This is a genomic window from Enterobacter cloacae complex sp. I3, assembly GCF_014896175.1.
Taxonomy (GTDB): Bacteria; Pseudomonadota; Gammaproteobacteria; order Enterobacterales; family Enterobacteriaceae; genus Enterobacter; species Enterobacter bugandensis.
The window spans coordinates 55122-67114 of record NZ_JADBQZ010000007.1 but is presented as its reverse complement, the minus strand read 5'-3'; the positions used below and the strand labels follow the sequence as shown (position 1 = coordinate 67114).

Below are 11993 nucleotides of genomic sequence, written 5' to 3'. Positions count from 1 at the left end.
GCGTAAAATCCTGCTCATCAATTAAGGAGACCGCCATGAAACACGACCATTTTGTTGTTCAAAGCCCTGACAAACCGGCTAAACAGTTACTGCTCCTGTTTCATGGCGTGGGCGATAATGCCGTCAATATGGGACAGATTGGCCGCTGGTTTGCGCCCGTTTTTCCGGAAGCATTGATCGTAAGCATCGGCGGCGTGGAGCCGTGCGGTCCAGACGGACGGCAGTGGTTCCCGGTTCAGGGCGTGACGGAGGAGAACCGTCAGGCGCGCATTGATGCGATCATGCCCACGTTTATCGACATCGTGCGCTACTGGCAGCAGCAGAGCGGCGTAGGCGCTGACGCAACGGCGCTGATTGGCTTCTCGCAGGGGTCAATCATGTCGCTGGAAAGCGTAAAAGCGCAGCCCGGCCTGGCTTCACGCGTCATCGCCTTTAACGGGCGTTATGCAACGCTACCGACAAGCGCGACCACGCAGACCACCATCCATCTCATTCACGGTGGTGAAGATCGGGTGATTGAGCTTTCGCATGCGGTAGCTGCCCAGGAAGCGCTGGTGCGTGAGGGCGGGGATGTGACGCTGGATATTGTTGACGATCTGGGCCACGCGATCGACGACCGCAGCATGCAGTTTGCGCTCGACCATCTGCGCTATACCGTGCCGAAGCACTACTTTGATGAAGCGCTCAGCGGCGGTAAGCCGAATGATGATGATATTGTTGAGTTTATGTGAGGTTATCCCCTCTCCACAGGAGAGGGGATACAGACCGATTACTTCTTCCGGTCCTTCTTCGGCCAGTCGTCGTCATCGTCCCACTTGTCGTTAAAATCACGGTGCGGCGGGAGATCCGGCTTATTCGCGAGAAACTTTTTGTGGTCAACGCGCTTAAGGTCTTTAATCACGTTAAGCAGTACACCCACCAGAAACACCAGCACCAGAATCCACCAGTACTTTGCAAGCCAATCCATTCGCTATTCCTCTCTGAGCGCTCATCAGGCGACGAGTTGCTCCATAATACGTTGATACATGCGGGCCAGCAGTTGTAAATCGGCTGCGTTCACACACTCGTTGATTTTGTGAATCGTCGCGTTAACCGGACCCAGTTCGACAACCTGTGCACCCATGCGGGCGATAAAGCGTCCGTCTGAGGTGCCGCCCGTCGTCAGCAGCTGCGGCTTAATTTCATTATAGTGCTCAATGGCGTTCACCACCGCATCCACCAGCTTGCCGCGCTGCGTCAGGAACGGCTGGCCGGAGAGCCACCAGTCAACGGTGTAGCGCAGGTTGTATTTTTCCAGCAGAGCGACAACGCGCGCTTTGATCGTCTCGTCGGTCAGTTCGGTACTGAAGCGAAAGTTGAACTGGACGAAGAAATCTCCCGGGATGACGTTGTTGCTGCCGGTTCCGGCCTTGACGTTGGCGATCTGCATGCTGGTCGGCGGGAAGAATTCGTTGCCTTTATCCCACTCGATGCCTACCAGTTCGTTCAGCATTGGCGCGGCGCGGTGGACCGGGTTATCGGCCAGATGCGGGTAGGCCACATGCCCCTGAACCCCATGTATGGTCAGGTTACAGGTCAGCGAGCCGCGGCGACCATTTTTGACGACATCACCCACCACTTCGGTACTGGACGGCTCGCCGACCAGACAGTAGTCAAGACGTTCATTGCGCGCCATCAGCGCCTCAACGACCTTCACGGTACCGTTATGGGCGCTGGCTTCTTCATCGGAGGTGATCAAGAACGCGAGACGGTTTTTGTGGTTCGGATGCTGAGCCACAAAGCGCTCTGCCGCCACAACCATCGCCGCCAGCGAGCCTTTCATGTCTGCCGCGCCGCGGCCGAAGAGCATGCCATCGCGGATGGTCGGCTCAAACGGCGGATTAATCCAGCGATCGGCGTCACCCGCGGGAACGACGTCAGTGTGCCCGGCAAAGGCCAGCGTTTCGCCCTGGCCACGCCACGCCCAGAAGTTCTGGGTGTCGCCAAAATCCATGCGCTCAACGGTAAAACCGATGGCGCGCAGGCGCTCAATCATTAATGCCTGACAACCTGCGTCGTCCGGGCTAAGGGAGGGACGGCGAATAAGCTGTTGAGTCAGCTCAATGACCGGGCATGACATACACTACACCTCTACGAAAAAGTCAGAATAAAGGGTTTCACTGAAACCCAGCAGCATAGGCTGACCTGGCTTGCAGAGCAATGGGCGTTTGATAATTGCCGGCATGTCGAGCATCAACTTTGCCGCGCTGTCAGCGTCAACGATGCTGGCGCGCACGGATTCGTCCAGCTTACGCCAGGTGGTGCCGCGGGTGTTCAGCAGTGCTTCCCATCCCAGTTCGTTAATGGCGGTATGCAGAAATTCTGCATCAAGCCCGTCGGCACGATAATCGTGGAAGCGGTACTCGACGTTATTAGTTTCCAGCCAGCGGCGTGCTTTTTTGATGGTGTCGCAATTTTTAATGCCGTACATCACAACCATGTTGAATCCTTTTGCTCTTATGGCGATTAAACGTTCAGTAAATTCGAAGATATATCTTTAGGTGGAATATAACACACTCAGGAATGCTCTGGATTTACACTTCTTCTTAATTCAACTCACACTTGTACGCTGAATATACTTTCACCATTTAAGCATAGATGTCCACCGTGTTTAAATTCTGAATGAACTCAGCGCGTAAAATAAAACTCACCCGTTCGTAGGGCTATTTCAAAATATTGCTGGCCGTCACACAAAATTTAAACTCCTCCGTTCATATTTATCATAAATCCCCAACGGTGGCGGGGTACAATCACAGCGATTGGTTAAACAGTCTTCACAATGATGATACGTTTTCGTAGAATGCGCATAATAATAAGAGAGGTTGTTATGATTGAACGTGAACTGGGGAACTGGAAAGATTTTATCGAAGGCATGCTTCGTAAATGACATTCAGTAAGAATTGCAAGAGCACTAAAATAAGTAAAATAACCATAGTGTGAATTAATCACACAATAAAAAGGCGGCCGATTAAGCCGCCTTTTTTATGACTGCGGGTTATTCCTGTCGCTCCCGGAGCGGGAAGCGACGACGCACCAGCACAAAGAACAGCGGCACAAAATAAATCGCCAGGATGGTGGCCGAAATCATCCCACCCATGACGCCGGTACCCACCGCATGCTGGCTGCTTGAGCCTGCACCCGTGCTGGTTGCCATCGGCAGTACGCCAAAAATAAACGCCAGTGAGGTCATCAGGATCGGACGTAGGCGCTGGCGGCAGGCGTGTAGCGTGGCGGCCATTAGCTCGTGGCCTTTGGCATTCATCTCGTTGGCAAACTCAACGATCAGAATGGCGTTTTTCGCCGACAAGCCGATCACCGTAAGTAGCCCCACCTGGAAATAAACATCGTTCTCCAGGCCGCGCATCCAGGTCGCCAGCAGCGCACCGATAACCCCAAGCGGCACCACCAGCATGACCGAGAACGGAACCGACCAGCTCTCATACAGCGCGGCAAGGCAGAGGAAGACCACCAGCAAAGAAAGCGCATAGAGGGCAGGGGCCTGCGCCCCGGAGAGGCGCTCCTGGTAAGACATGGCCGTCCATTCCAGACCAAAACCGGCGGGCAACTGCTGCACCAGTTTTTCCATGGTGTCCATGGCGGTACCGGTGCTGACGCCCGGCGCGGCTTCCCCGACGATTTCAACTGCCGAATAGCCGTTATAGCGCTCCAGGCGCGGCGAACCGCTCTCCCAGCGCGACGTGGCAAAGGCGGAGAAGGGGACCATCCCGCCAGAATTATTGCGTACAAACCAGCGGTTAATATCATCCGGCAACATGCGGAACGGCGCGGCTGCCTGGACATACACTTTTTTCACGCGGCCGCGATCCATAAAGTCATTTACGTAGCTTGAGCCCCATGCGGTTTGCAGGGTGTCGTTGATATCCTCGATCGACACGCCCAGCGCCTGAGCCTTACGCTGGTCGATATCCACCTGAAGCTGCGGGCTGTCGTCAAGACCGTTGTGACGAACGCGGGTCAGGCCGGGATCTTTCCCTGCTAGTTCTAGCAGCTTATCGCGCGCGGCCATCAGAGCCGAGTGGCCCGCGCCGGCGTGATCCTGTAGCTCCATATCAAACCCGGCGGAACTGCCCAGGCCGCTAATCGCGGGCGGGCTGCTGGCAAAGACGCGCGCCTCTTTAATGCGGGCAAACGCTTTGGTCGCGCGTTCGATGATGGCGAACGAGGTTCCCGTTCTGGCGTCGCGTTCGTCCCAGTCTTTCAGGCGGACAAACATGCGGGCGACGTTCTGCCCGTTCCCGCCCGGGCCGGAGCCGACGGTAGAGAAGACCGAAACAACGTTATTTTTCTCTTTGGTGAAGAAGTACTGCTCAACGTTCTGAACCACCTTCAGCGTCTGCTGCTGGGTGGATCCGCTCGGGAGCTGCACCGAGGTGATGAACATCCCCCGGTCTTCCTGCGGTAGGAACGAGGTGGGAAGATGCAGGAACAGCCACACCATGCCGCCCAGCAGCACAACGTAAATCATCATCCAGCGCAGGCTGCGGTGTAGCACTTTACCGACGGCAGATTCATACCGCTCGGCGTTGCGGTTGAACATGCGGTTAAACCATCCGAAGAACCCTTTCTGGCCGTGATGTTCCCCTTTGTGCAGCGGCTTAAGGAGGGTGGCGCAGAGCGCGGGGGTGAGGATCAGCGCCACCAGCACGGAGAGCACCATCGCCGAGACGATGGTGATTGAGAACTGACGGTAAATCGCCCCGGTTGTACCGCCAAAGAAGGCCATCGGGATAAAGACCGCCGACAGCACCATCGCGATACCGACCAACGCCCCCTGAATTTGTCCCATCGATTTACGCGTCGCCTGGCGCGGGGAAAGCCCCTCTTCGCTCATGATGCGCTCGACGTTTTCGACCACCACAATGGCATCGTCCACCAGCAGGCCAATCGCCAGCACCATGGCAAACATCGTCAGGGTGTTGATGCTGTAGCCGAACGCGTAAAGCACCGCAAAGGTGCCCAGCAGCACCACCGGGACGGCAATGGTGGGGATCAGCGTGGCGCGGAAGTTTTGCAGGAACAGGTACATCACCAGGAACACCAGGGCGATCGCTTCCAGCAGGGTTTTGACTACGTCCTCAATCGAGGCTTTAACGAAGGAGGTGGTTTCATAGGCGACCTTGTACTCCAGCCCGTGCGGGAAATACTGCGACAGCTCATCCAGACGGTCCAATACCAGCTTCGCCGTCGCCATTTCGTTTGCGCCGGAGGCCAGCTTAATTCCCAGTCCAGAGGCCGGGTTGCCGTTAAAGCGGCTCAGGTAATCGTATTTCTCCGCACCCATTTCCACCTTAGCAACGTCGCCCAGACGCACTTCTGAACCATCCTGATTCACGCGCAGGGTGATGTTGCGGAACTGGTCCGGGGTCTGAAGCAGAGATTGCGAATTAATGGTGGCGTTCAGGGCCTGTTTATCGACGGAAGGCGTGCCTCCCAGTTGCCCCACGGCAATTTGGGCGTTCTGTGCTTTGATGGCGTCCTTCACGTCGGTCGCCGTCATCTGATAGCTGTTCAGCTTGTTGGGATCGAGCCAGATACGCATCGAGTACTGTGAGCCATAGGCGTCGATATCCCCCACGCCGTTAATACGGCTGAGCGGGTCCTGAATATTACTGGCGACGTAGTCCGCAATGTCCTGTTTATCCATTGAGCCATCGGTGGAGACAAACGCGATGGTCAGAATGTTGGTATCACCGGTTTTACGCACGGTGACGCCCTGGTTCTGCACGGCCTGGGGCAGTTTACGCATGGCCGACTGCAGCTGGTTTTGTACCTGCTGTACCGCTTCGTCCGGGTCGGTGCCCGCCTCAAAGCTCAGGGTAACCGTGGCCTGTCCCGTGGCGCTGCTTTGGGAGGACATGTACATCAGGTTATCGAGACCCGTCATGTTCTGCTCGATAACCTGCGTCACGGTATTTTCCAGCGTTTGTGCGGACGCGCCGGGGTAGTTTGCTGTGACACGCACGTTAGGCGGTGCCAGATCGGGATATTGCTCAACGGGAAGAGAAGTAATCGCCAGGACACCTGTCAGACACAACAGGATGGCAAGCACCCAGGCAAAAATGGGGCGATCGATGAAAAAATTCGCCATGAAAGTGTGACCTCGTTTTGCTGCACGTCATTATTGTTTATTGCCCGCATCACTTTAGCGGTAAGGCCCAGGCCAAACGTGCAGAAATAAAGGAGATAATGTAAATTATCATGCGCTTTTCCCGGCGCTTCCCCCTTTACCGTTATTTACCTGTTAACGGCGCGGGTGCGGGGAACGTCACGCTGACCTGCGTGCCGCCGTTTTGCGGCTGCGAGAAGTGGAGCATTCCGCCGAGCCGTTGCGCGCGTTCTCGCATAATGTTCAGCCCGTAGTGTCCCGGCGGCTCGCTGGCCTCGCCAATCCCGATGCCGTTGTCGCGAATGCTGACGCTGTGCGTGCCGTCCACGGCGGTCACGCAGCTGACGGTGATCTCGCTGGCCTGCGCGTGCTTGATCGCATTCAGGACGGCCTCCCGCACGATCTGCAGCAAATGCACCTGCTTCTGCGCGTCAAGCGCCAGGGTGGAGAGGCGGCAGTCGAGGTGCAGCTTCGCCTGCGTCTGGCTCTGCAGGGCATCGAGGGACTCCTGCAGCGCCGCGGGTAAATTCGCATGGTTTAGCGTCAGGCGGAAGGTGGTCAGCAGTTCGCGCAGCTGCTGCCAGGCGTTGTTCAGCTCGCGGGAGAAGTCGGTGATGATCGTCTGCGCGGAGGCATTTTCTGCCGGCACGGCGTGTTTAAGCAGCGTGAGCTGAATCCGCAGATAGGAGAGTACCTGCGCCAGCGAATCATGCAGCTCGCGGGCGATGGTGGCGCGCTCCTCCATCAGCAGCAGCTGCTGGTAATGCTTCTGCGCCTGGTTAAAGTACAGCCCACGTCCGAGCATGGTCGCCACGCTTCTCATCAGCGGAAGAGGAACGCTGCCCGTCTCGCTTTGCCAGCGCAGCTCGCCGTAGAGGGTATCCTGCATCAGCACCGGCAGGGTTTGCAGAGAAATGCCGCTCACCTCTGTTCCTTCACACAGCCGCCAGTCGTCGCTGGTGCGTAGCTCCAGGTAATTCATCTGCGTGTATTCATGCACAATCTGCAAAATATGCCGGAAGCACAGGCTGTCTATCTGCCCGGTATTCAGCGCCTGGGAGCATTTGAACAGCATGTCGAGCTGCTGGTGGGCTTCATGCAAATGCCGCGTCTTTTCCGCGACGGAGGCTTCGAGCGACCGATAGAGAGTATGTAGCTCGCCCGACATATGGTTGAAGGCGCGGGAGAGCTGGCCCAGCTCGTTGGGGAGCGCGGTGTCCGGCGCCGGGGTGGTAAATTCCCCTCGCTCAATGCGTTCGCTGGCGGCCACCAGGTTGTTCAGCGGCAACACCACCTGGCGACGGATGCGCCGCAGGGTAAACAGCGTCAGCAGCAGGATCCCGAGCGCGCCAGCCAGAGAGAGGAGGGTCACCGTCTGGATTTTATTTTCGGTGTAGTGCTGGAGGGCGAGCACAAAGGCATCAATGCGGCCGACAAAATCCTCAATGTGAGCGTCATACCATGCGCTGTCGCCGCGGGCGATGTGCTTGTCCATGTCCAGCCAGGCCACATGCAGCTGCTGATAGCGCGCCTTGACATTGTCCGGGACGTACCAGCGGTTTAGCTTCTCCAGGGAAGGCGCGCTTAACGTTCGCTGCCAGTTCTCACGATGCGCCATAAGGGAGGGGCTGTTGCGCTGCATCTCGTAGCCGAGGCGGTAGCTCTGCATGCGCAGCGAGCCCGCAATGTTGATAGCTTCGGCGTCACGCTGGCTGCTGGCAAGCGTCAGCAGCGCGACGGTGCTGGTCAGCACGGACAGGGCAATGATCGAAAAGAAAGCCCAGGCAAGGCTTCCGGAAACGGGGCGTTTAACGGTCACGGAACGGATCTCTGCATAAAATGGCTCAGCCACAGGTCATGGGCAGTTGTACATTGCCTGATAACGCGGTAGCGAGCAAATAGCTTATTCATACTAAAGATAAGGTTATTGATCCAAAAGCCGCTTTGGGCATTAACCTGAAATCTGGCGAGAAGTAACGCGCCGCCTGAGCCGACGGACGACAAAGCGGGCTTCACGGGGTAGTATAAACAGACTCATTTAGCCGTGGAGCCCGTATGTCCCTGAACATTACCGTTATCAAAGACAAAATCCTTTCTGAAAATTACTTTGTCCTGCGTAACATCACTTACGATTTAACCCGTAAGAACGGTGACGTGATTCGCCACAAACGCGAAGTCTACGACCGGGGCAATGGCGCAACCATTCTGCTGTATAACCGTGAAAAGCAAAGCGTAGTGCTGATTCGCCAGTTTCGGGTCGCGACCTGGGTCAACGGCAATGCGGACGGGCGCCTGATTGAAACCTGCGCCGGCCTGCTTGATGACGATGAGCCGGAAGTCTGCATCCGCAAGGAGGCAGTTGAGGAGACCGGTTTTGAAGTGGGCGAGGTGCAAAAAGTCTTTGAGCTTTTCATGTCCCCTGGCGGGGTGACCGAGCTGGTCCATTTCTTCATTGCGGAATACACCGATGCCCAGCGCACGCATCGCGGCGGCGGCGTGGAGGATGAAGACATTGAAGTGCTGGAAATGCCTTTCACCCAGGCCGTTGAGATGGTTAAAAGCGGCGAGATCCGCGACGGTAAAGCGGTGATCCTGTTACAGTATCTGCAAACCAGCGGCTTAATGAACCCTAAACCGATGTCGTGATAACGTGTATTTCAGATAAATCTATCCGATAAATCCGATTGAGCCCGCTCGCCCTGGGCACGAAGATACGCCCCAGATTGACCTTTTCGTTTCCGGGGCTGTGCCATTCATGCGCTACTGCGTTTTGCTTTTCTTCTTTTTCTGCGTGCTACCCGCACCTCTGGTGTGGGCTGCGCCCGCGCAGCAGTCTTTTTCAGACTGGCAGGTTACTTGCAATAACCAGAATTTTTGTGTTGCCCGGAATACCGGCGAGCATCGCGGTCTGGTCATGACGCTGAGCCGTAGCGCAGGCGCGAAAACGGACGCCAGCCTGCGCATCGATCTCGGCGGGCTTTCGGCCCCGCCGGTTAAAGAGCCTGACATTGCCCCGCGCCTGCTGCTCGACAACGTTCCGTTAAAGCTCAATTCGCAGCACTGGCAGTTAACCCCCTGGCATCTCAAAACTGACGATGCGGGTACCATCACCACGTTTCTGAAAAACATTCAGGAAGGGCAGGCGCTGACCCTGCGCGGGGGGAAGCAGACGATCTCGCTGGTCGGTCTGAAGGCGGCGCTGCTGTTTATCGACGCCCAGCAGAAGCGCGTTGGCAGCGAAACGGCATGGATTAAAAAAGGAGATATCCCGCCGCTGAGCGTGCCTCCTGCACCGGCATTAAAAAAGGTGGCCGTGGTGAACCCGACGCCGACGCCGCTGACGCATAGCGAGCTGAACGATCTGCTGGATTATGGGACGTGGCGGATGAACAACAGCCAGTGCTCGCTGGATCCTAACCGTCGTGAAGTACGCGTCACTGCATTAACGGATGACAAAGCGCTGTTGATCGTCAGCTGTGAAGCGGGGGCCTATAACACGGTCGATCTGGCGTGGCAGGTCTCACGTAAAAAACCGTTCGCCGCCCGTAGCGTCAGGTTACGTCTGCCGTTCACCCCCTCCAGCCAGAGCAGCGACATGGAGCTGATGAACGCCCGCTTTGATGAGAAAACGCGCGAGTTGACGACGCTGGCGCTGGGACGCGGTATTGGAGACTGCGGGATCCAGACGCGCTGGCGTTTTGACGGCCAGCGTTTTCGCCTGGTACGCTACGCGGAAGAGCCAAGCTGCGATAGCTGGAATGGGCCAGACGCCTGGCCCACGCTGTGGATCACTCGCTAGTTTTGCCGGATGGCGCTGTCGCACTACAACACGCTCAGCGCTTTCTCCACCACATTCTCAACGGTAAAGCCGAAATACGGGAACAGTTTGTCGGCAGGAGCGGATTCACCGTAACCCCGCATGCCCACAATAGCCCCTTTCAGCCCCACGTACTTATACCAGTAGTCGGCAATACCCGCTTCCACCGCCACGCGCGCCGCAACGCTGGAAGGCAGCACCGATTCCCGATACGCCTCGTCCTGGGCGTCAAAAATATCCGTTGAAGGCAGAGATACCACGCGCACCGCGTGACCTTCGGCGGTCAGTTTCTCCGCCGCTTTCACCGTGATTTCCACCTCGGAACCGGTGGCAATCAGGATCACGTCCGGCTTGCCGCCGCTGTCTTTCAGGATGTACCCGCCGCGGGCGATGTTTTTTACCTGCTCCGGCGTGCGCTCGATCTGCGCCAGGTTCTGGCGCGACAGGATCAGCGCCGTAGGTCCGTTATGACGCTCAACGGCCAGCTTCCAGCCCACCGCGGCTTCGACCTGATCGCACGGACGCCAGGTGCTGAAGTTTGGCGTCAGGCGCAGGCTTGCCAGCTGCTCTACCGCCTGGTGCGTCGGACCATCCTCACCCAGCCCGATGGAGTCGTGGGTGTAAACCATGATCTGCCGGGCCTTCATCAGCGCCGCCATGCGCGCCGCGTTTCGGGCGTACTCGACGAACATCAGGAAGGTGGCGGTGTAGGGCACGAAGCCGCCGTGATGGGCGATGCCGTTAGCAATCGCGGTCATCCCGAACTCGCGCACGCCGTAGTGGATGTAGTTCCCGGCAATGTCTTCCTTCAGGGATTTAGAGCCTGACCAGATGGTCAGGTTGCTTGGCGCCAGATCCGCCGAGCCGCCGAGCAGCTCAGGCAGGAGAGGGCCAATCGCGTTCAGGGTATTTTGCGATGCCTTACGGGTAGCGATTTTCGCCGGGTTGGACTGCAGATTTTCTATCAGCGCCTGGGTTTTATCGTCCCAGTCTTCCGGCAGGCCGCCGCTCATGCGGCGGGAAAACTCGGCGGCCAGCTCCGGGTGCGCTTTTTTGTAGGCGGCAAATTTTTCGTTCCAGGCCTGCTGCGCTTTTTCACCCGCTTCGCGCGCATCCCATGCTCTGTAGATCTCTTTCGGGATCTCAAACGGCGGATATTTCCAGCCCAGTTTCTGGCGGGTTAACGCCACTTCCTCTTCGCCCAGCGCCGCGCCGTGCGCCTCTTCTTTGCCCGCTTTGTTCGGCGAGCCGAAGCCAATGGTGGTACGGCAGATAATCAGGGACGGTTTGTCCTTCACGCTCTGCGCTTCCTGAATCGCTTTTTTTACCGCTTCCGGATCGTGGCCGTCAATCTCGTGCACCACGTGCCAGTGATAGGCCTCAAAGCGTTTTGCCGTGTCGTCGGTAAACCAGCCCTCGGTTTCCCCGTCGATGGAGATGCCGTTGTGGTCATAGAAGCCAATCAGCTTGCCGAGCCCCAGCGTGCCCGCCAGCGAGCAGACCTCGTGGGAGATCCCCTCCATCAGGCAGCCGTCGCCCATAAAGACATAGGTGTAGTGATCGACAATCTCGTGGTCGGGCTGGTTGAACTGCGCGGCCAGCGTACGTTCGGCAATTGCCAGGCCGACGGCATTCGCCAGCCCCTGGCCCAGCGGGCCGGTTGTCGTTTCCACGCCCGGCGTATAGCCGATCTCCGGGTGGCCCGGCGTTTTGGAGTGCAGCTGGCGGAAGTTTTTTAACTCCTCAAGCGGCAGGTCATAGCCGGAAAGGTGCAGCAGGCTGTAGAGCAGCATCGAGGCGTGGCCGTTGGAGAGAATAAAACGGTCGCGGTCGTACCAGGTTGGGTCAGTGGGGTTGTGCTTCAGGAAGTCGTTCCACAGCACTTCGGCAATATCGGCCATCCCCATCGGGGCGCCAGGGTGGCCGGAATTGGCTTTTTGTACGGCATCCATGCTGAGGGCGCGAATGGCGTTAGCGAGCTCTTTACGGGACATAGTTCACTCCGTGGCA

General features: G+C 57.4%; 10 protein-coding genes. 4 read left to right on the top strand and 6 right to left on the bottom strand.

Annotated elements, in window-relative coordinates; all coding sequences use genetic code 11:
- Nucleotides 1-35 precede the first annotated feature (35 nt).
- Entirely contained in the window at nt 36-731 is a 696-nt protein-coding gene (gene ypfH, locus IM271_RS06930) for an esterase (RefSeq protein ID WP_028014017.1), read from the top strand.
- 38 nt (nt 732-769) lie between these two features.
- Here ypfH and IM271_RS06925 read toward each other — a convergent pair whose 3' ends face one another.
- Genes IM271_RS06925 through IM271_RS06915 form a run of 3 tightly spaced genes read right to left on the bottom strand, consistent with a single transcriptional unit; the run spans nt 770 to nt 2479 of the window.
- Complete coding sequence (locus tag IM271_RS06925) at nt 770-967, bottom strand: YpfN family protein (RefSeq protein WP_193052375.1); 198 nt, start codon at nt 965-967, stop codon at nt 770-772.
- 24 nt (nt 968-991) lie between these two features.
- A complete protein-coding gene (dapE, locus tag IM271_RS06920; protein ID WP_028014016.1) occupies nt 992-2119 on the bottom strand; it encodes a succinyl-diaminopimelate desuccinylase in 1128 nt (375 codons plus the stop codon).
- A 3-nt stretch (nt 2120-2122) separates the two neighbouring features.
- On the bottom strand, nt 2123-2479 hold the full coding sequence (locus tag IM271_RS06915; RefSeq protein WP_045261161.1) for an ArsC family reductase: 357 nt from the start codon (nt 2477-2479) through the stop codon (nt 2123-2125).
- Nucleotides 2480-2866: 387 nt separating this feature from the next.
- Between IM271_RS06915 and ypfM the strand changes: the two genes are divergently transcribed.
- Nucleotides 2867-2926 carry a protein YpfM gene (ypfM, locus tag IM271_RS06910; RefSeq protein WP_015572204.1) on the top strand — a complete coding sequence of 20 codons (60 nt, stop codon included), beginning with the start codon at nt 2867-2869 and terminating at the stop codon, nt 2924-2926.
- A 108-nt stretch (nt 2927-3034) separates the two neighbouring features.
- Here ypfM and acrD read toward each other — a convergent pair whose 3' ends face one another.
- Both acrD and narQ read right to left on the bottom strand, forming a co-directional pair.
- Nucleotides 3035-6148 (bottom strand): multidrug efflux RND transporter permease AcrD, encoded by a 3114-nt coding sequence (acrD, locus tag IM271_RS06905; RefSeq protein ID WP_193052374.1) that lies wholly within the window; start codon nt 6146-6148, stop codon nt 3035-3037.
- Nucleotides 6149-6290: 142 nt separating this feature from the next.
- Nucleotides 6291-7985 carry a nitrate/nitrite two-component system sensor histidine kinase NarQ gene (gene narQ, locus IM271_RS06900; RefSeq protein ID WP_028014013.1) on the bottom strand — a complete coding sequence of 565 codons (1695 nt, stop codon included), beginning with the start codon at nt 7983-7985 and terminating at the stop codon, nt 6291-6293.
- A gap of 236 nt (nt 7986-8221) precedes the next feature.
- Here narQ and nudK point away from each other — a divergent pair, with 236 nt between their 5' ends.
- The gene (gene nudK, locus IM271_RS06895) at nt 8222-8812 is read left to right on the top strand and encodes a GDP-mannose pyrophosphatase NudK (protein ID WP_041908784.1); all 591 of its coding nucleotides are present in this window, start codon (nt 8222-8224) and stop codon (nt 8810-8812) included.
- 109 nt (nt 8813-8921) lie between these two features.
- Nucleotides 8922-9965: a DUF1176 domain-containing protein gene (locus tag IM271_RS06890; protein ID WP_193052373.1), complete on the top strand. Its 1044-nt coding sequence runs from the start codon at nt 8922-8924 to the stop codon at nt 9963-9965.
- Between the two features lie 23 nt (nt 9966-9988).
- On the opposite strand, the gene tkt is transcribed toward IM271_RS06890, so the two are convergent.
- Nucleotides 9989-11977, bottom strand: coding sequence for a transketolase (tkt, locus tag IM271_RS06885; protein WP_028014010.1), 1989 nt, complete (start codon nt 11975-11977; stop codon nt 9989-9991).
- Nucleotides 11978-11993 lie beyond the last annotated feature (16 nt).

What these genes read in the sequence shown, in the direction of transcription:
- ypfH (WP_028014017.1), top strand. Translation starts at nt 36, where the DNA reads ATGAAACACGACCATTTTGTTGTTCAAAGCCCTGACAAACCGGCTAAA.
- IM271_RS06925 (WP_193052375.1), bottom strand. Translation starts at nt 967, where the DNA reads ATGGATTGGCTTGCAAAGTACTGGTGGATTCTGGTGCTGGTGTTTCTG.
- dapE (WP_028014016.1), bottom strand. Translation starts at nt 2,119, where the DNA reads ATGTCATGCCCGGTCATTGAGCTGACTCAACAGCTTATTCGCCGTCCC.
- IM271_RS06915 (WP_045261161.1), bottom strand. Translation starts at nt 2,479, where the DNA reads ATGGTTGTGATGTACGGCATTAAAAATTGCGACACCATCAAAAAAGCA.
- acrD (WP_193052374.1), bottom strand. Translation starts at nt 6,148, where the DNA reads ATGGCGAATTTTTTCATCGATCGCCCCATTTTTGCCTGGGTGCTTGCC.
- nudK (WP_041908784.1), top strand. Translation starts at nt 8,222, where the DNA reads ATGTCCCTGAACATTACCGTTATCAAAGACAAAATCCTTTCTGAAAAT.
- IM271_RS06890 (WP_193052373.1), top strand. Translation starts at nt 8,922, where the DNA reads ATGCGCTACTGCGTTTTGCTTTTCTTCTTTTTCTGCGTGCTACCCGCA.
- tkt (WP_028014010.1), bottom strand. Translation starts at nt 11,977, where the DNA reads ATGTCCCGTAAAGAGCTCGCTAACGCCATTCGCGCCCTCAGCATGGAT.